Here is a 20,400-nt window from a genome sequence, read left to right on the forward strand (position 1 = left end):
CGGCAACAATCTTATTTCACCAGCTTGGCGATGGCAGCGCCCAGGTCGCCCGGCGAGCGGACGGTGACAACACCGGCAGCTTCCATGGCAGCGAACTTGCCTTCGGCAGTGCCCTTGCCGCCCGAGGCGATCGCACCGGCGTGGCCCATGCGCTTGCCGGCCGGCGCCGACGCACCGGCGATGAAACCGACGACCGGCTTCTTCACGTGGTTCTTGATGTACTCGGCGCCGGCTTCCTCGGCGTCGCCGCCGATTTCGCCCACCATGATGATGCCTTCGGTCTGCGGGTCTTCGTTGAACAGCTTCAGGCAGTCGACGAAGTTCAGGCCGTTGATCGGGTCACCACCGATGCCGATGCAGGTGGACTGGCCCAGGCCGACTTCGGTGGTCTGCTTGACCGCTTCATAGGTCAGGGTGCCCGAACGCGACACGATGCCGATCTTGCCCGGCTGGTGGATGTGGCCCGGCATGATGCCGATCTTGCACTCACCCGGAGTGATGACGCCCGGGCAGTTCGGCCCGATCAGCACGGTGTCCGGATGCGAACGGGTCAGCACGTTCTTGACGCGCAGCATGTCCAGCACCGGGATGCCTTCGGTGATGCAGACGATGACCTTGATGCCGGCAGCAGCGGCTTCCAGGATCGCGTCAGCCGCGTACGGCGGCGGCACGTAGATGACCGAGGCATTGGCGCCGGTGCTCTGCACGGCGTCGGCAACGGTGTTGAAGACCGGCAGGTCGATGTGGGTGGTGCCACCCTTGCCCGGGGTCACGCCGCCGACAACCTGGGTGCCGTACTCGATCATCTGAGTGGCGTGGAAGGTGCCCTGCTGGCCGGTGAAGCCCTGCACGATCACCTTGGTGTTCTTGTTGATCAAAACAGACATTGGAATTCCTTGGTGTCGGTATCAGGCGGCGTTCTTGACAGCTTCAACGATCTTCTTGGCGCCATCGTTGATGTTGTCAGCCGGGATGATGGCCATGCCGCTGTCACGCAGCAGCTGCTTGCCTTCTTCCACGTTGGTGCCTTCCAGGCGCACCACGACCGGAACCTTGACGCCCACTTCCTTCACGGCGGCGATGATGCCTTCGGCAATCATGTCGCAGCGGACGATGCCGCCGAAGATGTTGACGAAGATGCCTTCGACCTTGTCCGAGGACAGGATCAGCTTGAAGGCTTCGATGACGCGCTGCTTGTTGGCACCGCCGCCCACGTCCAGGAAGTTCGCCGGCTCGCCGCCGTTGAGCTTGATGACGTCCATGGTGGCCATGGCCAGGCCGGCGCCGTTCACCATGCAGCCGATGTTGCCGTCCATGGTGACGTAGTTGATGTCCAGCTCCGAAGCGATCACTTCGGTCGGATCTTCCTGGGTCTTGTCGCGCATGGCGACCAGGGCCTTCTGGCGGAACGCGGCGTTGTCGTCGCTGTCGAACTTGCCGTCCAGCGCGTACAGGTTGCCGTCGTCCAGGATGGCCAGCGGGTTGATTTCAACCAGGGCCAGGTCCTTTTCGTTGAACAGGCGGTACAGGTTCACCATGATGCTGGCGAACTGGCCGGCCTGCTTGGCGGTCAGGCCCAGCTTGAAGCCGAAATCACGGCCGTGGTAACCCTGCACGCCTTCGACGAAGTCGACGTTCAGCGAGTGGATCAGCTCCGGGGTTTCAGCAGCGACCTGCTCGATCTCCACGCCGCCTTCCGAAGAGGCGATGTAGGTGATGGTCTTGGTGCCACGGTCGACCAGCACCGACAGGTACAGTTCCTTGACGATCTCGCCGGCGGTGGTCACCAGCACCAGGTTGACCGGCAGTTCGACGCCTGCGGTCTGGTAGGTGGCCATCTTGGTGCCGAGCATCTTGGCCGCAGCGGCCTTCACGTCGTCGGTGGTCTTGCAGAACTTGACGCCGCCAGCCTTGCCGCGGCCGCCAGCGTGGATCTGCGCCTTGACCATCCAGGGGCCCTGGCCCAGGGAGTTGGCAGCGGCAACCGCTTCGTCCGGGGTCGCAGCGACCTTGCCGGCCGGGACCGGGATGCCGTACTCGGCAAGCAGTTGTTTTGACTGGTATTCGTGGAAATTCATGCGTCACCGTGGGAATAGGAACGACCGCACGCAATTCCTCAGGGCCCCGGCGGGGCGCCGGCATGGACCGCGGCGGGCCCACTATTGTGGCCGAGCCGGCGCCGGGGCGCAAAGAAGTCTGTACAAAACGCCGGACGCGGGCAGATTTCCACCATCATTCAGGCAGTTGCACCCGGGCCGGGGCTGGCCACCGGTGTCCGCACCGGGCCAAATGCGCGATCCGGGCCACTTCGGCGGCGCCCGGCCGGGGGCCCTATACTGCCCTTCGCAAACGCGACGTGCCGGCCCGGCTTCAGGGGGCGCCGGCCAGGCCCGCCGCAGAATCCAGACCCAGGCAGCCAGAAGGGGAGTTCCGGCGTGTCACCCAGTGCTTCATTGATCGACCGCATCGAATCGATTCCGCGGCGTGAACTGTATTTCTTCGCGCTGTACCGGGTGCTGATCGCTACGGTCATCGCCGCCCTGCTCTACAGCCCGTTGTCGGCCATGGTCGGCGAAGCCCATCACCCGCGGCTGGCCGACGTCGTTGCGGTCATCTACCTGGCCCTGTCGCTGCTGGCCCTGGCACTCGGCCGCAACGAACGCTGGCTGCGTCCGATCGTGGTCAGCGGCGTGCTGGTGGATATCGTGGCCGCCACCCTGCTGTCGCACGCCCTGCCCGGCGCCAGTGCCGGCATCTCGATGTCGCTGCTGTTCAACATCGCCGCCGCCGCCACCCTGCTCCCGCTCAGCCTTGGACTGGGCCTGGCGCTGGCCGCCAGCCTGGCCACCGGCGTGGAGTACACATGGAAGCTGCTGGAAGGCGGCGACCCCACCCGCACCCTGGCCGAACTGGCGATGTTCGCCACCAGCTACCTGGCACTGGCCTTCATCAGCTACCAGGTGGGCAACCGCGCCCGCCGCAACCAGCAACTGGCCAACCAGCGCGGCGACGAAGTGGCCAACCTGTTCCAGATCAACGAACTGATCATCCGCCGCATGCGCACCGGCGTGCTGGTGGTGGACGCCGACAACCGCATCACCCTGGCCAACGAAGCCGCCTCGATGCTGCTGGGCGACAACGACGGCAACGGCGAAAGCGGACGCCTGGACCTGGCCAGCGCCGCACCGGAACTGGCGCGCCGGCTGCAGCGCTGGCGCAATGGCTGGACACAGGACGAACTGCCGCTGCAGCTCAATCCCGACCAGCCGGAAGTGCAGCCGCGCTTCGCCCGCCTGCTGGCCGGCAGCGACCTTGCGCTGGTGTTCCTGGATGATTCCAGCGTGGTCTCGCGCCGCGCCGAATCGCTCACACTTTCCGCGATGGGCCGCTTCTCGGCCAGCCTCGCCCACGAGATCCGCAACCCGCTGGCGGCGATCAACTATGCCGTGCAGCTGCTCGAGGAAGGTACCGGCTTCAACGAGAGCGACCGCCGCCTGCTGCAGATCATCCGCCAGCAGTGCCAGCGCACCAACGGCATCGTCGAAAGCGTGCTGGGCCTGGCCAGGCGCGAGCGTGCCACGCCCGAGAACGTGGACCTGGTCGCCTTCGTGCGCCGCTTCGTGCTGGAGTACAAGCAGGGCCAGACCCTGGAGACCGACAGCATCGAACCGATCATCAGCGATACCTCGGTGATGGCCCAGGTCGACACCAAGCATCTCTACCAGGTGCTGACCGTGCTGGTGCACAACGCGCTGAAGTACGGCCGCATCGGCCAGCAGCCGGCACGGGTGCGGCTGCGCGTGGCCCAGCACGAACGCAGCGCGGTGATCGACGTGATGGACCGTGGCCCGGGTATCCCCGAGAGCGTGGCCGCGCAGCTGTTCCGGCCCTTCTTCACCACGTCCGAGCATGGCACCGGACTGGGCCTGTACATCGCGCGCGAACTGTGCCGGGCCAACCAGGCCCGCCTGGACTACATCGCGGTGCCGGCCGGCGGCTCCTGCTTCCGCCTGGTGCTGCCCGGTCCACACACGCTGCTGCCCAGCTGATTCCCATCCTGTGCGTCAAACATTTGTCGCTTCCAGCCCCCTCGTTTATCTTTCACGCCCATGAATGAAACCCGCAGCGCCCTCGTCGTCGACGACGAACGCGACATCCGCGAACTGCTGGTGCTGACCCTCGGCCGCATGGGGCTGCGCATCAGTACCGCCGCGAACCTGGCCGAGGCACGTGAGCTGCTGGCCAGCAATCCGTACGACCTGTGCATCACCGACATGCGCCTGCCGGATGGCAACGGCATCGAGCTCGTCAGCGAGATCGCCCAGCACTACCCGCGCACGCCGGTGGCGATGATCACCGCGTTCGGCAGCATGGATCTGGCCGTGGAGGCGCTGAAGGCCGGCGCGTTCGATTTCGTCAGCAAGCCGGTGGACATCTCGGTGCTGCGCGGACTGGTCAAGCACGCGCTGGAACTCAACAGCGCCGAGCGCCCGGCACCGGGCCCCAACGCCGAACAGGGCGGGCGCCTGCTTGGCCACTCACAGGCCATGGATGTGCTGCGCACCACCATCGGCAAGGTCGCGCGCAGCCAGGCGCCGGTCTACATCCTCGGCGAGTCGGGCGTCGGCAAGGAGCTGGTCGCACGCACCATCCATGCCCAGGGTGCACGCGCGGCCGGCCCGTTCGTGCCGGTCAACTGCGGCGCCATTCCCGGCGAGCTGATGGAGAGCGAATTCTTCGGCCACCGCAAGGGCAGTTTCAGCGGCGCGCACGCCGACAAGCCCGGCCTGTTCCAGGCGGCGCACGGCGGCACCCTGTTCCTTGACGAAGTGGCTGAGCTGCCACTGCAGATGCAGGTGAAGCTGCTGCGCGCGATCCAGGAAAAGTCGGTGCGCGCGGTGGGCGCGGCCAACGAGGAGCCGGTGGACGTCCGCATCCTCTCGGCCACCCACAAGGATCTGGCCGAGCTGGTCGAGGACGGGCGCTTCCGCCACGACCTGTACTACCGCATCAACGTGATCGAACTGAAGGTGCCGCCGCTGCGCGAGCGCCGCCAGGACCTGCCCGAACTGGCCGCCGCCGTGCTGGCCCGCCTGGCCCGCAGCCACGGCCGTGCCACCCCGCTGCTGGCGCCGTCGGCGCTGGAAGCGCTGGCGCAGTACGCGTTCCCGGGCAATGTGCGCGAGCTGGAGAACATCCTGGAACGTGCGCTGGCCCTGGCCGAGGAAGACTGCATCGGCGCCGACGACCTGCGCCTGCCGCAGCACGCGCCGCGTGCACCCGGCAGCGCGGCGCCCGCCGAAGCGGTGGCCGACCTGCAGCCGGGCAGCGCCGCCCTGCCCTCCTACATCGAGCAGCTCGAGCGCAGCGCCATCCAGCGTGCGCTGGAAGAGAACCGCTGGAACAAGACCCGTACTGCCGCGCAGCTGGGCATCACCTTCCGTGCGCTGCGCTACAAGTTGAAGAAGCTGGGGATGGAGTAGAGCCGAGCCCATGCTCGGCTGCGCGGTGATTGGGGCCACGTAATCCACGCATGGCGTGGATCTACTGTGGAGCCGAGCATGGGCTCGGCTCTACGGAAAACCGCGTTGCATCAATCCTTGGTGACGCGGTTGATCTCGGCCAGGCTGGTGATGCCCGCCGCGGCCTTCTTCAACGCCGACTGGCGCAGGTCATTCACGCCGATCTGCTGCGCCGCCTCGGCAATCTGCAGCGCATTGCCACCGGCCAGCACGATGGTGGCGATCTCATCGGTCATCGGCATGACCTGATAGACGCCGGTCCGGCCTTTGTAGCCCTCGGTGCATTCGTCGCAGCCCACGGCCTCGTACAGCTCGATGCCCGCATCCAGCTGCGCCTGGGTGAAGCCTTCGGCCAGCAGTGCATGTTCGGGCAGGCTGGACCGGCGCTTGCAGTTGCCGCACAGGCGGCGCGCCAGGCGCTGGGCGATCACCAGCGTCACCGAGCTGGTGATGTTGTACGGCGCGATACCCATGTTCATCAGGCGCGCGATGGTCTGCGGTGCATCGTTGGTGTGCAGCGTGGACAGCACCATGTGGCCGGTCTGCGCGGCCTTGATCGCGATCTCCGCCGTTTCCAGGTCGCGGATTTCGCCGACCATGATGATGTCCGGGTCCTGTCGCAGGAACGAGCGCAGCGCCGCGGCGAAGGTCATGCCGCGCTTGTTGTTCTGCTGTACCTGGTTGACGCCGGGCAGGCGGATTTCCACCGGGTCTTCGGCGGTGGAGATGTTGCGCGTCTCGTCATTGAGGATGCCCAGCGCGGTATACAGCGACACGGTCTTGCCCGAACCGGTCGGGCCGGTCACCAGCACCATGCCGTACGGCTTGTGGATGGCATCCAGGAACAGCTTCTGCTGGTCCGGCTCGTAACCCAGCTTGTCGATGCCCAGCTTGGCCGCGCTGCCATCGAGGATACGCAGCACCACCTTCTCGCCGAACAGGGTCGGCAGCGTGCTGACGCGGAAGTCGATCTGCTTGGTCTTGGACAGGTTGAGCTTGATGCGGCCGTCCTGCGGGACGCGCTTCTCGGCGATGTCCAGCTGTGCCATCACCTTCAGGCGGGCGGCGATGCGCTGGTTCAACTTCACCGGCGCGCGCGCGACCATCTTCAGCAGGCCATCGATGCGCAGGCGCACGCGGTAATCATCTTCGTAGGGCTCGAAGTGGATGTCCGAGGCGCCCTTGCGGATCGCATCGACCAGCACCTTGTTGACGAACTTCACCACCGGGGTGTCGTCGCCCTTGGCGTCGATGCCGGAATCGCCGCCGGTGGCGCCGAGATCCTCGTCGCCGGCCGCCACGTCCAGGTTGCCCATGCCATCGTCATCGCCACCCAGGGCATCGCCGAGGGTGTCATGGCTGGCGTGCCACTGTTCCAGCGTGCGGCGGATCTGGTCCTCGTCGACCAGGATCGGCTCGACCACCAGGTTGGTGTGGAACTTGATCTCGTCCAGCGAGTGGGTCGGGTTGCTGGTGCCGACGAACAGCTTGCCACCGCGCTTGAACAGCGGCAGCACGTTGTGCTTGCGCAGCAGCTCCTCGCTGACCAGGCTCATCGCGTTCTGGCCGGCGTCGAAGGTGGACACGTCGAACAGCGGCATGCCGAACTCGACCGCATTGGCGGCGGCCAGCTGCGAGGCATTGACCAGCTTGTTCTGCGCGAACCACGTTGGCAGTGGCTGGCGGGCGGCCGCGGCCTTGGCCATGGCGTCGCGGGCGGTGGCCTCGTCCAGGGCCCCGTCCTGCACCAGGCGACGGGCCAGGCCGGTGATGCCCACAAGATTGGCGGTGGTGACAGCGTTCATATGAATCCTTGGCTCATGGGGTCATGCCATGCCGTGCGTCTTGCACGGACACCGCACGGGGCAGCAGAACCCGCCGCGACCCAATGGCCACCGGCATTGCCAATCCATGAGCAACACTGCCTTGCCCGGCACTCCCGGCCCGGCAGGCACGATCCTGACTCCCCCGGGGATGATAGCCCCGTCAAGGGGCAGCCAGCATCCCATTGAAGCGCTGAAGTGTGATCAGCAGCCGGTCGGGCGATAGCGCGCTTCGAACGCGCTGCCATCGCAGCTCCAGATGCCCTCGGCGGAGCGGCGCAGGATCAGGTCCTTGCCGTCCAGCACGCTGTGCCCCTTCAGGGTGCAGCTGATGTGGCCGACACCGGATTCGCTGAGTTCGGCTTCGACATTGGAGCAGTGGGCGTTCTGGGCCACGCCGATGTAGGCGGGCGTCACCAGGCTGGCCGAACGGCTTTCATTGATGAGAATTTCCACCTTGGTCTTGCCCGGCGTGATGTCGGCCAATGCCGCGGTCAGCTGGGTGCGAATGATGTACGGCTGGAACACCACCGTCGCAATCGCCGCCAGAATGGCGATGATGGCCACCACGATCATCAGCTCGATGAGCGTAAAGCCTTTCTGTGTGTGCATGACTCCCCCTATTGGTTCCAGCAATCCCCATTGCTGCGTGCTGACCGGGATTCGCACTCCAGTCAGCACAAGGCCCGCCGAAGCGGGCCTTGTGTTTTCTCTCTTGAGAGCGTGGAAGCATCAGCGCTACCACGCGACTCAGCCGAGCATATTACTTGGTGCAACCCTTCGGAATGAACTTGTCGTCCATCACGGTCACTACGCAGGAGAAACCACCCGGGGTGGTGATCGCGCCGGTGGCGTCGGTCACGGTATCGGTATAGGTCAGCGCCAGGGTAGAACCGGCACCGATGCGGGTGCCCGGGTCACGGATGGTGCAGGTCATGCCATCGTCGTCAACGGCGATGGTCGAGCAGGAGCCGGTGTTGTTGGCCTGGAAGCCAGCGGCGGCCAAGGTCGGCGCACGGCCCGCGCTCTTTTCCATCTCGAACTGGGTCTTGTGCGAAGCCAGGTCGGCCAGCGCAGCGGTGACCTTCGACTTGGCGGTGTAGTCCTGGTAGGCCGGCAGTGCGATGGCGGCCAGGATGGCGATGATCGCGACGACGATCATCAGTTCGATAAGGGTGAAGCCCTTCTGGTTCTTCATTGGTACATCCCCAAGATAGTGGTGGTTGAGTTCAGTGCACGGGATCGGACCGGGCTGTGCCGGTTGAGCGGGCCCCATGCCCTGCGGGTGGATCAACGCAGGTTGCGTGCCAACCCCGGCACGCCTCCCCCTGGATTTCCCCGCGCCCATGATGGCAGCAATTTCGCCGATGGGAACCCCCGGCTTCCGAATCTGCGATGGACGCGGCAATGTGACGCAGTACGTCACCTTTGGTCGGCACCCGGCACGAAATCGCACGCAGGGCCGCCTGCCAACTGCCCATCCGGCCTTGAACCCGCTACCATCGATGGCTAGTTACCCGCCTGGGGATGGCGGGTCTTGGGGAGCCAACATGTCTGTCAGTCGCAGTGCGATCAAGAAAGAGCCGGTGGCGCGCGCCACCATGGAACTGCAGCCGTTTGTCTGGGAGGGGACCGACAAGCGGGGCGTGAAGATGAAGGGCGAGCAGCTGGCCAAGAACGCCAACCTGCTGCGCGCCGAGCTGCGCCGCCAGGGCATCAACCCGGGCCAGGTCAAGCCCAAGTCGAAACCGCTGTTCGGTGCCGCCGGCAGCCCGGTCAAGCCCAAGGACATCGCCTTCTTCAGCCGGCAGATGGCCACGATGATGAAATCCGGCGTGCCGATCGTGTCGGCGCTGGACATCATCGCCAGCGGGCACAAGAACCCGCGGATGAAGAAGCTGGTGGACACCATCCGCACCGACATCGAGGGCGGCTCCTCGATGTACGAGGCGGTCAGCAAGCACCCGGTGCAGTTCGATGAGCTGTACCGCAACCTGGTGCGGGCCGGCGAAGGCGCCGGCGTGTTGGAAACCGTGCTGGACACGGTGGCCACCTACAAGGAGAACATCGAAGCGCTGAAGGGCAAGATCAAGAAAGCGCTGTTCTACCCGATCATGGTGGTCGTGGTGGCCATGCTGGTCAGCGGCATCATGCTGGTGTTCGTGGTGCCGCAGTTCGAGGACGTGTTCAAGAGCTTCGGCGCCGAGCTGCCCGCCTTCACCCAGCTGGTGGTGAACCTCTCGCGGTTCATGGTGTCTTGGTGGTGGCTGATATTCCTGATCGTGGTGGGCTCCGCTGTCGGTGCCATCATGGCCTACAAGCGCTCGCCGAAGATGCAGCACGCGATGGACCGGTTCGTGCTGAAGGTGCCGGTGATCGGGCAGATCATGCACAACAGCGCCATCGCCCGCTTCTCGCGCACCACCGCGGTCACCTTCAAGGCCGGTGTGCCGCTGGTGGAGGCGCTGGGCATCGTGGCCGGTGCCACCGGCAACACCGTGTACGAAGAGGCGGTGCTGCGCATGCGTGACGACGTCTCGGTGGGTTACCCGGTAAACATGTCGATGAAACAGACCAACCTGTTCCCGCACATGGTCATCCAGATGACCGGCATCGGCGAAGAGGCCGGCGCCCTGGACGCCATGCTGTTCAAGGTGGCCGAGTACTATGAGCAGGAGGTCAACAATTCGGTGGATGCCCTGAGCAGCCTGCTGGAACCGATGATCATGGTGTTCATTGGTACCATTGTGGGCGGCATGGTGATTGCCATGTACCTTCCCATCTTCAAACTCGGCGCCGTCGTCGGATAACACATACATGGCTTTTCTCGACCAGCATCCTGGCCTCGGCTACCCCGCCGCGGCCGCCTTCGGACTGCTGCTGGGCAGTTTCCTGAACGTCGTCATCCTGCGCCTGCCCAAGCGGCTGGAATGGCAGTGGAAGCGCGATGCGCGCGAAGTCCTGGAGGAACCGGACTTCTATGAACCGCCCCCGCCGGGGATCGTGGTCGAGCCGTCGCACTGCCCGCACTGCAAGCACAAGCTGAGCTGGTACGAGAACATCCCGCTGTTCAGCTGGATCATCCAGGGCGGCAAATGCCGCCACTGCAAGGCGCCGATCTCGCTGCAGTACCCGCTGGTGGAGGCGATGACCTCGCTGCTGGTGGTGGCCTGCGTCTGGCAGTTCGGCTTCGGCTGGCAGGGTTTCGGCGCCATCGTGCTGACCTGCTTCCTGATCGCGCTGTCCGGCATCGACCTGCGCACCCAGCTGCTGCCCGACCAGCTCACCCTGCCGCTGATGTGGCTGGGGCTGATAGGCAGCATCGACAACCTCTACATGCCGGCCAAGCCCGCCCTGGTGGGCGCGGCGGTGGGCTACCTGTCGCTGTGGACGGTCTGGTGGCTGTTCAAGCAGCTGACCGGCAAGGAAGGCATGGGCCACGGCGATTTCAAGCTGCTGGCGGCCCTGGGTGCCTGGTGTGGCCTGAAGGGCATCCTGCCGATCATCCTGCTGTCCTCGGTGCTGGGCGCCATCATCGGCTCGATCTGGCTGTACAGCCGGGGCCGTGACCGCGCCACGCCGATTCCGTTCGGCCCTTACCTGGCCATTGCTGGCTGGCTGTACTTCATGTGGGGTGCGCCGCTGGTGGAGCAGTACATGGTGATGAGCGGGCTGCGCTGAGGGAAGTCCCCATGAGCCGCTACGTGGTTGGCCTGACCGGCGGCATCGCCGCCGGCAAGAGCGAGGTGACCCGGCGCTTCGAGGCGCTGGGCATCCTGGTGGCCGACGCCGACCTGGCCGCCCGGGCCGTGGTCGCCGCCGGCAGCCCGGCCCTGGCCCGCATCGCCGAGCGCTTCGGCGCCGGCATGTTGCTGGCCGACGGCAGCCTGGACCGGGGTCGCCTGCGCGCCCACGTCTTTGCCGATCCGGCCGAGCGGACGGCGCTGGAAGCCATCACCCATCCGGCCATCCGCCTGCTGATGCAACAGCAGTGCGAGCAGTCTGAAAGCCCGTATGCGATTGCCGCCATTCCGCTGCTGACCGAGGTCGGTGGGCGGAAGGCATACCCGTGGCTGGACCGGGTACTGCTGGTGGATGCGCCGGAAGCCGTGCAGCATGCCCGCCTGATGCAGCGCGATGGCATCGACGCTGCGCTGGCTGACCGGATGATCGCCGCCCAGGCCAGCCGCGCGCAGCGGTTGGCGCTGGCCGATGACGTGGTGGTCAATGATGGACGGCCGGAGGACCTGCAGGCGCAGGTGGAACAGCTGCATGCGCGGTATCTGGGGTTGGCCGGGGGGTGAGCCCTGGTTGCCGGCCAGCGGCCGGCACTACCGGAGCGCGTCCACGCATGGCGTGGATCTACTGTAACTCTGGTTGCCAGCCAGCGGCCGGCACTGCCGGAGCGCATCCACGCGTGGCGTGGATCTACTGTAGAGCCGAGCCCATGCTCGGCTCCGGAAAGCCAGGGCAGCCGAGCGCAGGCTCGGCTCTACACGAGGCAGGCGCTTACAAGGGCTTCGGCGAGAACGTCAGGGTGGCGATCACACCGCGCTCGCCACCGGGGCGCACGCTCACCTGCCAGCCGTACAGGTCGCACAGACGGCTGACGATCGACAGGCCGATGCCGCCACCCTGCGAATGGCCGGCGTGCGTGCCGCGGTAGCCACGCTGGAACAGCTTGGCTGCATCTTCCTCGCTCAGGCCTGGGCCGCTGTCGGTCACCGATACCGAATTGGTGCCGACGAAGACGCGCACTTCGCCGTCCTGTGAGTACTTCACCGCGTTGCCGATCAGGTTGCCCAGCGCCACCGACAGCGCCGCCTCGGGTGCATCGATCACCAGGTTGCGCTCGCCTTCCAGCAGCAGCTCCAGCGGCTTGCCGCCCAGCTGCGCGCGGTGCGCATCCAGCAGCTGCTCGGCCACGCGCGCCACGTTGCTGGTGCCCTGCCCGCGCTCGTTGCGCGACAGCAGCAGCAATGCGCCGATCAGGTCGCTGCACTGCTGTTCGGCACGCTGGATGCGCTGCAGGCGCTGCAGCACCTTCTCGTCCAGGCCGGGCCGGGTCAGCAGCAGCTCGGTGGCCCCGCGGATCACCGCCAGCGGCGTGCGCAGTTCATGGCTGACGTCTGCATTGAACTCACGGTCGCGCTGCACCACTTCGGTCAGCCGCGAGGAATAATCGTCCAGCGCCTGTGCCAGCTGCCCCACCTCGTCATCGGGGAAACGCGGCGCCAAGGGCTCAGGTTCACTGGTACCGCCACGGTACGCACGCAGCCGCGCGGCCAGGTCCGACACCGGCTTCATCACCTTCGACGCCGACCACCAGCCCAGCACCAGCGACAGCACGCTGAACACCAGCACCGACAACACCAGCGCGCGGTTGAGCTGCTTGCCACCGCGCACGCTGTCGGTCATGTCATAGGCGAGGAAGAACCAGGCGTCGGGCGTCTTCCGCACGGCCAGCTTGTAGGAATAGGGTTCGCCGTGTTCGTCGCCGCTGACGCTGTGGATGCCATCGGAGAAGCCCGCCCACTGCGCGCGCTCTTCGCGCACCCGGTCGAACTTGTCCTTGGAATAGGCATACGCACGGATCTGCAGCACCGGCGCGTCCGGGTTGTGGCCCGGGTGTTCGTAGTAGCGCCGCGCGTACTCGTCGATGTTGCGGTTCATCAGCTCTTCCACCAGCTGGTTTTCCACGCGCAGGCGGGCCCAGTTGGTGGCGAACGCGAACAGTGTTGTCAGGCAGAAGCCCAACAACACGAACGAGACGATGATGCGGCTGCGCAGGCGCCGCCTGTATGGCGTGCGCCGGCGCTCCCCCTTGGTTGCCACGGAATCAGGCTTCCGGGGTGGCGATGCGGTATCCGATGCCATGGCGGGTCTGGATCAGCGGCACTTCAAACGGCTTGTCGACCACCGCACGCAGGCCATGGATATGCACGCGCAGCGAATCCGAGTCGGGCAGTTCCTCGCCCCACACGCGGGTTTCCAGCTCCTGGCGGGTCACCACCGCCGGCGCCGCTTCCATCAGCGCCTGCAGGATCTTCAGCGCGGTCGGGTTGAGCTGCAGCAGCTTGCCCTGGCGGCGCACTTCCAGCGTGTCCAGGTTGTACTCCAGATCGCCGGTTTCCAGCACGCGGGTCTGCACGCCCTTGCCGCGGCGCGACAGGGCGTTCAGACGCACTTCCACTTCCTGCAGCGCGAACGGCTTGATCAGGTAGTCATCGGCACCGGAATCGAAGCCGGCCAGCTTGTTGTCCAGCGAATCGCGGGCCGTCAGCATCAGCACCGGCGTCTGCTTGCGCGCTTCGTTGCGCAGCTTGCGGCAGACTTCGATGCCGTCCATGCCTGGCAGGTTGAGATCCAGCACGATCGCGTCGAACTCGTGCACCACGGCCAGATGCAGGCCGGTGACCCCGTCAGCCGCGAAGTCCACCGTATGCCCCCGGTCCTCCAGATAGTCGCCCAGGTTGGCCGCAATGTCGCTGTTGTCTTCGATTACCAGGATTCTCACTGTCACCTCTAATTGACTGTACTGCCGGCGCGCATGACCTGCCTCATGTCCTGCTGAGCCCGTTCCTTCTGCCGAGCGCGCTCGGCAACGGTCATGCACTGCGTCGTGGTCCGATTGGAACCGATGGGCTTTTCACGTTGGCATATTAGACGACTATCTTCACGCGCCTGTGTCAAAACCGTGTTCACGACCTGCTGATCGTTGAAGACCTGGGTTTGCACCGGTTCAGGCATGGAATCACGTGCCGGGTACTGCTCCACCGCCGCCCGCATGCGTGCCAGGGCGTCGTTGACGCGGGTGCGCTCGTCCTGCTTGAGTTCCGAATAGGTTTCGCCGTCCTTGAGCTCCACCTCGATACGCGCGATCTGCTGCTGCAGCGGCTGACCGGGCACGAACACGTCCTTGCCCCTGGATGCCGATGCGGTACTGACCAAGGCGAGTCCTGACAACAGGACGGCCGACATCAAAGCCTGTTTCATGGCAAACAAATCCTTGTCTGTGGCGAATCCCGACTCTATTCGCACCACCTTCACGCCAGCAAGTGCCAATGGTCGGGGCAGCGGTGGCCCTACCGCGAGCTGGCAGGGTTGAAGTTGTTGAAGGTGCGCTGGTCGTTCAACAGAGCCTTGCCCTTTTCTTCGATCCGGCGGCGCTCCGCCACCGTCAGGCAGCGGCTTTTCGGCATGTTGCTGCCGGTGGTGCGCGTGTGCTGGCAGATCTGCCGGCTGTCCTCATGGGCGCGGGTGAGCAGGGTATTGATCCGCTCCTGGTCGTTGAAGACTTCCCCCTGCACCTGCGGTGGCAGTTCCTGCAGGCTCTGGTGGCCTCCCATCCGCGCGGTGATCCGGGCCAGTGCCTGGCGCACCTCGCTGCGGTCATCAGCGGAAATCTCGCTGTAATCGCCATCATCCAGGGCCTTTTCGACCTGGCGTACCTGCTCGGCCACCGGCGACTGCCGGTCCATCTGCACAACGGATTTCTCCGGCTTGGCCGCAGCAGATCCGGCCAGGCCCAGCAACAACGCGATCATCGTGATGCGGTACATCGCCAGCCTCCGATCCATCCAGGAACGATGGGGGCCACTCTACGGCCGTCACGCTGCCTCCACAAGGGACGCCGGGCAGGCATAAAAAAGACCCAGGCGTTGCCCCCGCCTGGGTCTGAAGTTGTATCCCGATACCGATCCTGCTGAGAGGCAGAGCTGCGGTTCGCTGAAGCCTACGCGCGGGCCGATTAAAGGCTTGTTAAAGCCGGCCTCATCCGCCCATGAGAATCTCAAGCAACTGAAATTTCAAGGTTTTTTCAGCTTCTCGACGTGCTCGATGATGCGCGTGGCCACGTCCACCCCGCAGGCAGCCTCGATCCCTTCCAGCCCCGGCGTGGAGTTGACCTCCAGCACCAGCGGGCCGCGCGCGGAGCGGATCAGGTCCACCCCGCACACCGACAGTCCCAGTGCCTTGGCCGACCGCACCGCCACCTGCTGCTCGGCACGGCTGGCCTTGGCCGCCACCGCCGTCCCCCCCGCATGCAGGTTGGAGCGGAAGTCACCTTCCGGCGCCTGCCGCTGCATCGAGGCCACCACCTGGTCACCGACCACGAAGCAGCGCAGATCGGCCCCCTTGGCTTCGCCGATGAACTCCTGCATCAGGAAATTGGCATACAACCCGCGCAGGGCCTCGACAATGCCGCGCGAGGCGCTGGCCTTCTCGGTCAGGATCACGCCCCGCCCCTGGGTACCCTCGTTGAGCTTCACTACATGCGGCGGCGGGCCCAGCATGGACAACAGGTCGACGGTGTCGTCGGGGTTGTCGCCGAACACGGTGACCGGCATGTCGATGCCCTTGGCCGCCAGCAGCTGGTGCGCACGCAGCTTGTCGCGCGAACGCAGGATCGCGTCGGACGGATTCGGGGTACGTGCGCCCATCAGTTCGAACTGGCGCAGTACTGCGGTGCCGTAGCGGGTGATCGAGGCACCGATGCGCGGGATGACCATGTCCACGCCGGTCATCGGCCGGCCCTTGTAGTGCATCGAGAAGCCATCGGCGGCGATGCGCATGTAGCAGCGCAGCGGGTCGAGGATGCGCACGGTGTGGCCGCGCGCGCGCGCGGCCTCGACCAGCCGGCGGGTGGAGTACAGGGAGCTGTTGCGGGACAGGATGGCGAGCTTCATCGCGGCAGGATCGGGCGGCAGGCGCGCAGCATAGCGCGGGCGTGTGGCGCTGCGATGATGGATGTACTCAGAGCCGCTGGCGCAACAGTGCCGGTGTCAGCTGCGTCATCTTCAACGTCAGCTTCCGCAGCGACGTTGCATTGGCATAGCCAACCCGCTCGGCCACATCCTCCACCGAAAGATCTGTCCGCTCCAGAAGCCGCTGAGCCATCCGCATCCGTACTGTCTGCACCAGCACCCTTGGCGAACTGCCGGTAACCCGATGGACGCGTCGGGCCAGGGTACGCGCCGTCAGGTGCAGGCGCCGGGCCGCTTCTTCCATGCCCAGAGCATGCGGCAGGCTGGTTTCGATCAACGATTCGAAACGGCGCACGGTGTCGTCATCGTGGTCGGCATCCTGCCAGGCCATGTAGCGAGCCTGGGTGGTGCGGCTGTCCACCAGCAGGAAACGCATGACCGCCTCGGCAACGTCACGCCCGGAGTACTGGCGCACCAGGTGCAGCATCAGATCCATCTGTGCCATTGCTGCTCCTGCCGTGGTCAGTCGACCTTCCTCTGCCACCATGCAGGCCGGATCCAGCCGTGCCTGCGGGAAGCGCCGACGCAGCAGGCCCGCCAATGCCCAATGACTGGTGACACGACGGCCGTCGAGCAATCCAGCCTCCCCCAGCACCAGTACCCCCGAACAGCTGGCGCAGACCCTGCCCCCGCTCGCGTGGAAGTGGGCAGCCAAGCGTGCCAGATGCTGGGCATCCGGCATGGCCAACCGGCGCAATGCAATACCGTCGGTGTAGCGGGCGTCCAGTCCACATGGCTCGTGCCCGTTGGCATCGAGCATGCCGTCCAGCCCCAGGCTGGGTATGACCAGTACGCCGGCAGCCCCATCGCCGATGCTGGACAGCGGATCGGCCTTCAGCGTCATGCCATTGCTCAACCGCAACTGGCGACGGCTGCCTGCCACGCGCCAGCGCAGCGCCGGCTGACCGAGGCGCTCGGCCGAGCGATTGGCGAAATCCAGTACATCGAGTGTCGCGCCCACGCTGGCAGCCAACGTCCCGTCGAGCACCGCGATGATGAATTCAGGGTTGTCCATTCTGGATTGTTTTTTGTCAATCAAGACACCTCGCAGTGTAGACCAGCAACGCTTTAATAAGTCACGCGGTCATCACATCGGAGGCTTGAGCAATGCAGACAGAGCCACGCAGCACGGTGTTGATGGGCTCGCCTGCAGTACTGCCATCACTGTGGCCAGCCTTCGCCCTGTGCCTGTCGATGGCGGTTGCCAACGGCCTGGGGCGATTTGCCTACGCACTGCTGCTTCCCGCCATGCGCGAGGATCTGCAATGGACCTATGCGCAGGCGGGTTGGCTCAACACGGCAAATGCGCTCGGCTATGTGCTTGGAGCAGGCACCGCCTATGCGCTTCTGCACCGGGTCAGCGCACGCCGCTTGTTCCAGGCAGGCCTGGGGCTGTGCGTGTTCACTCTCGCCGTGACCGGCGCCAGCGGTGCCCTGCCCTGGCTGAGCACCCAACGCGTGCTCAACGGCGTTGGCGCTGCCTGGGTCTCGGCCTGCGGCAGCACGCTCGTGCTGCTGCACTACCGGCATGCACCCAACCGTCGCGGAGCGGCAACAGGTCTGTTCTTCGGCGGCGCCGGCATCGGGATCATTGCCGCCGGCCTGGCCGTGGCGCCGCTGCTGGCCATCCATGGGGCCGCAACCTGGCCAACGGCGTGGCTGGTGCTGGGGGCCGTTGGGCTTCTCGCCTCGATATGGCCAATGACACTGGCCGGCCGGATACAGGAATCAACCGCCGTCACTGAAGCCCACGACCATGCGCCGCTGCAACTTCGGCACCTGGGTGCCTGCCTGGCAGCCTACTTCTGCTGGGCCGGTGGCTACATCATCTATCTCACTTTCATTTTTGCGTGGCTGCGCGACCACGGACTGTCCTGGCAGCAGGGCATCGCCGTGTGGACGGTGCTGGGCATCGCAATCCTGTGTTCGGGAATGCTCTGGCGGCGCGCGCTGGGTGCATGGCCTGGCGCGCACGTGCTGTCAGCGTGCTGCGCGGTGTCACTGCTGGGCACGCTGGCACCGTTGCTGGGCGGCACGACGGGCCTGTTTGTTTCCGCTGCGGTGTTCGGCTCAAGCGTCTTCATCGCTGCAGCCGCCATCGCGGTCCTTGTCCGGCAGAACCTGCCCGCAGCGCGCATAGGCCGCGCGATGGCTCTGTTCAACCTCGCCTTCGCCGCCGGCCAGGCCATCGGTCCGGTGGCCGCCGGCGCAGTGGCCGATCGTACCGGTCTGGATGGAGCGCTATGGCTCAGTGCCGCGCTGCATGTCGCCGCCGTCGCCCTGCCGTGGGCGGCACGCGCCCCGCGCGGCGCCGGATGAACCTCACCAGCCTCCAAGGAGCTCCGTGTGCGCATTGTCATCTCTCCGCGATTTTCCGAAGTCGATGTGCTCGGGCATGTCACCAACACCGCGCTGCCGGTGTGGTTCGAGCATGGCCGCCTTCCGATCTTCCTGCATTTCAGCCAAACCGGAAACATGCGCGATCTCAGTCTGATCCTGCGCCGTTATGAGGTCGACTTCCTGAAACAGATCCGCGCAGAGCACGACGTCGAGATCGACACCCGCATTGATGCGATCGGCCGGTCGTCCCTGTCCATCGTGCAGAACGCCTTCCAATGCGGCCAGCAGGTCGCCAGCGGACGCTGCGTGATGGTCCATTTCGACTACGCCGCCAACGCTACGCAGGAGATCGACGGCACGCGACGGCGCGCCCTGTCGATCTTCTTCACCGAGGAGTACGCCCAATCACTTGCGATGAAGGAACCATCATGCTGAACAAGACCCACCGCGACACCGAGAGCTTCCTGCGGCAGATCCAGAACTTGCTGCCCGTGTTCGACAGCAATGCGCTGCCGCAGGAGCCGCTGCCCAAGGAGCGCTGGGCGCAACTGATGGACGAGGGCATCTGCCTGCCCGCTATTCCGGTGTCGCACGAGGGGCGGCACAACCACCGCGAAATGTGCGAAGTGATTGAAATGATGTCGGAGTACAACCTGCCGCTGGGCATGTACACGATGATCGTAACCGTGCTTTTCCTGCGCAACGTAGCGCTCAGCGGATCGTCCCGGCTGCAGGCGGAGGTCTTCGAGGACTTCCTCGAAAACCCCGTGATCGGCGGCATCGCCTTCACCGAGCCGGAGCATGGCTCGAGCCTGTCGCGCATGAAGACTACCTATGAAGAACAGGATGGCAGCTACTACGTGCGGGGCAGCAAGCATTGGCAGGCCTTCAGCGCACAGGCCGACTGGTGGATCGTGTGCGCCCGCCAGTACGCCGGAAAGCAATTCGGCTACTTCGTGCACCGGCGCTCGGACGGTGGCTTCGTTACCACCGAGGTTTACGACAGCCTGGGCCTGAAGAACCTGGGGTACGGGCTGAACGAAATCGACATCCGGGTCGCCCCCCATCGGCGGCTCGACAAGCGTCGCACGGGACTGGGCGATACAGCCGAGATCCTGTGCGCGTCGAGGTTCAGCAAGGCGGCCATGTCCAGCGGCTTTCTGCGCCGTCTCTACCGGGAAGCGCTGTCGCAGACGCAGAACCGACAGATCGGCGAAGGCTCCCTGTATGACATCGAATACGTGCGCTACAAAGTGTCGCGCATCCGCAACCACTACGTGATCTGCAACGCGCTTTACCACCATCTTCTGCTTGAAGAAGACTACACCTGCGATATCTCCGGCAGCATGTTCGCCTCCCTGGCCACCAAGGTGCTGTCGTCGGAACTGATGCTGGATTCCGCCATCGACTACCAACAGCTGTGCGGCGGAGAAGGCTACCGCACCGGTGCGGACAACATCGCTGCACACGCCCTGCTGGATGCACGGGTGTACACGATCTTCGATGGAACCAATGATCTGCTGTGCCAACACCTGGCCGACATTGCCCTGCATGAGATGCATGTTGGCGGGTTCGCGAATCTGCGCGACGTCCTGCAGGCCAACCCCTACAGCCGCTTCGCTGCGGCTCAGGCACCCCAGTTCTACGACATCGATACGCAGAACCTCAACCAGGCAGGCCGGGTTGTTCTGGGGCGGATGCTGTCGCGGATCTTCGGACTGGACTGCCTGGTGCGCCGCGCACAGCGCCTGCACCAGATGCCCGGAGCGGGTCTGGTGGCGCGCGACCACGAGTCACAGGCACGCTACGACCGTCGCGACATTCGACAGGCGTCAAAACTGCTGATGCTCAATCTCAATGCGCTGCGGGAAGAGCTCGATTACGTGCAGAGCGACGCATGCGCATGAAGCAGCGTCGATCAACGGCAGCTGTGGCAGGACCGCGTGGCGC

19 protein-coding genes are annotated in these 20,400 nt (G+C 65.3%); 8 read left to right on the forward strand and 11 right to left on the reverse strand.

Annotated elements, in window-relative coordinates; all coding sequences use genetic code 11:
• Positions 1-11 precede the first annotated feature (11 nt).
• Both sucD and sucC read right to left on the reverse strand, forming a co-directional pair.
• Entirely contained in the window at positions 12-887 is an 876-nt protein-coding gene (sucD, locus tag V3B41_RS14630) for a succinate--CoA ligase subunit alpha (protein WP_005410793.1), read from the reverse strand.
• A gap of 21 nt (positions 888-908) precedes the next feature.
• Complete coding sequence (gene sucC / locus V3B41_RS14635) at positions 909-2,078, reverse strand: ADP-forming succinate--CoA ligase subunit beta (protein ID WP_004154430.1); 1,170 nt, start codon at positions 2,076-2,078, stop codon at positions 909-911.
• A 357-nt stretch (positions 2,079-2,435) separates the two neighbouring features.
• Between sucC and V3B41_RS14640 the strand changes: the two genes are divergently transcribed.
• Positions 2,436-4,049 (forward strand): ATP-binding protein, encoded by a 1,614-nt coding sequence (locus V3B41_RS14640; RefSeq protein WP_295546019.1) that lies wholly within the window; start codon positions 2,436-2,438, stop codon positions 4,047-4,049.
• Between the two features lie 60 nt (positions 4,050-4,109).
• A complete protein-coding gene (locus V3B41_RS14645; RefSeq protein ID WP_329861595.1) occupies positions 4,110-5,483 on the forward strand; it encodes a sigma-54 dependent transcriptional regulator in 1,374 nt (457 codons plus the stop codon).
• Between the two features lie 110 nt (positions 5,484-5,593).
• On the opposite strand, the gene pilB is transcribed toward V3B41_RS14645, so the two are convergent.
• The 3 genes from pilB to V3B41_RS14660 form a co-directional block, all read right to left on the reverse strand.
• Positions 5,594-7,327, reverse strand: coding sequence for a type IV-A pilus assembly ATPase PilB (pilB, locus tag V3B41_RS14650; RefSeq protein ID WP_197633134.1), 1,734 nt, complete (start codon positions 7,325-7,327; stop codon positions 5,594-5,596).
• Positions 7,328-7,549: 222 nt separating this feature from the next.
• Entirely contained in the window at positions 7,550-7,957 is a 408-nt protein-coding gene (locus V3B41_RS14655; RefSeq protein ID WP_197633135.1) for a pilin, read from the reverse strand.
• Positions 7,958-8,108: 151 nt separating this feature from the next.
• Positions 8,109-8,543 carry a pilin gene (locus V3B41_RS14660; protein WP_059035220.1) on the reverse strand — a complete coding sequence of 145 codons (435 nt, stop codon included), beginning with the start codon at positions 8,541-8,543 and terminating at the stop codon, positions 8,109-8,111.
• Positions 8,544-8,895: 352 nt separating this feature from the next.
• On the opposite strand from V3B41_RS14660, the gene V3B41_RS14665 reads away from it, so the two are divergent.
• From V3B41_RS14665 to coaE, 3 genes are read left to right on the forward strand one after another with little or no spacing between them, the layout of a single operon-like run.
• Positions 8,896-10,155: a type II secretion system F family protein gene (locus tag V3B41_RS14665; RefSeq protein WP_197613900.1), complete on the forward strand. Its 1,260-nt coding sequence runs from the start codon at positions 8,896-8,898 to the stop codon at positions 10,153-10,155.
• 7 nt (positions 10,156-10,162) lie between these two features.
• Positions 10,163-11,026: an A24 family peptidase gene (locus tag V3B41_RS14670; protein WP_049429911.1), complete on the forward strand. Its 864-nt coding sequence runs from the start codon at positions 10,163-10,165 to the stop codon at positions 11,024-11,026.
• A gap of 11 nt (positions 11,027-11,037) precedes the next feature.
• Positions 11,038-11,649, forward strand: a complete 612-nt coding sequence (gene coaE, locus V3B41_RS14675; RefSeq protein ID WP_329861601.1) for a dephospho-CoA kinase — start codon at positions 11,038-11,040, stop codon at positions 11,647-11,649.
• A 205-nt stretch (positions 11,650-11,854) separates the two neighbouring features.
• Here coaE and V3B41_RS14680 read toward each other — a convergent pair whose 3' ends face one another.
• The 6 genes from V3B41_RS14680 to V3B41_RS14705 all read right to left on the reverse strand — a co-directional run bounded on the left by V3B41_RS14680 (position 11,855) and on the right by V3B41_RS14705 (position 17,125).
• Positions 11,855-13,222 (reverse strand): HAMP domain-containing sensor histidine kinase, encoded by a 1,368-nt coding sequence (locus V3B41_RS14680; RefSeq protein WP_049429909.1) that lies wholly within the window; start codon positions 13,220-13,222, stop codon positions 11,855-11,857.
• On the reverse strand, positions 13,185-13,862 hold the full coding sequence (locus V3B41_RS14685) for a response regulator transcription factor (RefSeq protein WP_005410804.1): 678 nt from the start codon (positions 13,860-13,862) through the stop codon (positions 13,185-13,187). The genes V3B41_RS14680 and V3B41_RS14685 overlap by 38 nt, the downstream gene beginning before the upstream one ends.
• 8 nt (positions 13,863-13,870) lie before the next feature.
• The gene (locus tag V3B41_RS14690) at positions 13,871-14,341 is read right to left on the reverse strand and encodes a hypothetical protein (RefSeq protein ID WP_005410805.1); all 471 of its coding nucleotides are present in this window, start codon (positions 14,339-14,341) and stop codon (positions 13,871-13,873) included.
• Positions 14,342-14,430: 89 nt separating this feature from the next.
• Complete coding sequence (locus V3B41_RS14695; RefSeq protein WP_295546038.1) at positions 14,431-14,907, reverse strand: hypothetical protein; 477 nt, start codon at positions 14,905-14,907, stop codon at positions 14,431-14,433.
• A gap of 246 nt (positions 14,908-15,153) precedes the next feature.
• Positions 15,154-16,032, reverse strand: coding sequence for a 30S ribosomal protein S6--L-glutamate ligase (gene rimK / locus V3B41_RS14700; protein ID WP_005410807.1), 879 nt, complete (start codon positions 16,030-16,032; stop codon positions 15,154-15,156).
• Between the two features lie 67 nt (positions 16,033-16,099).
• Complete coding sequence (locus tag V3B41_RS14705; protein WP_329861605.1) at positions 16,100-17,125, reverse strand: helix-turn-helix domain-containing protein; 1,026 nt, start codon at positions 17,123-17,125, stop codon at positions 16,100-16,102.
• A 92-nt stretch (positions 17,126-17,217) separates the two neighbouring features.
• Between V3B41_RS14705 and V3B41_RS14710 the strand changes: the two genes are divergently transcribed.
• Genes V3B41_RS14710 through V3B41_RS14720 form a run of 3 tightly spaced genes read left to right on the forward strand, consistent with a single transcriptional unit; the run spans position 17,218 to position 20,357 of the window.
• Complete coding sequence (locus V3B41_RS14710) at positions 17,218-18,429, forward strand: YbfB/YjiJ family MFS transporter (RefSeq protein ID WP_329861607.1); 1,212 nt, start codon at positions 17,218-17,220, stop codon at positions 18,427-18,429.
• A gap of 27 nt (positions 18,430-18,456) precedes the next feature.
• Positions 18,457-18,885 carry a thioesterase family protein gene (locus V3B41_RS14715; protein ID WP_049429905.1) on the forward strand — a complete coding sequence of 143 codons (429 nt, stop codon included), beginning with the start codon at positions 18,457-18,459 and terminating at the stop codon, positions 18,883-18,885.
• A complete protein-coding gene (locus V3B41_RS14720) occupies positions 18,879-20,357 on the forward strand; it encodes an acyl-CoA dehydrogenase family protein (RefSeq protein WP_049429904.1) in 1,479 nt (492 codons plus the stop codon). The genes V3B41_RS14715 and V3B41_RS14720 overlap by 7 nt, the downstream gene beginning before the upstream one ends.
• The last annotated feature ends 43 nt before the right edge of the window (positions 20,358-20,400 follow it).

Origin of the sequence: Stenotrophomonas sp. SMYL89, assembly GCF_036319985.1 — a bacterium.
Taxonomy (GTDB): Bacteria; Pseudomonadota; Gammaproteobacteria; order Xanthomonadales; family Xanthomonadaceae; genus Stenotrophomonas; species Stenotrophomonas maltophilia_Q.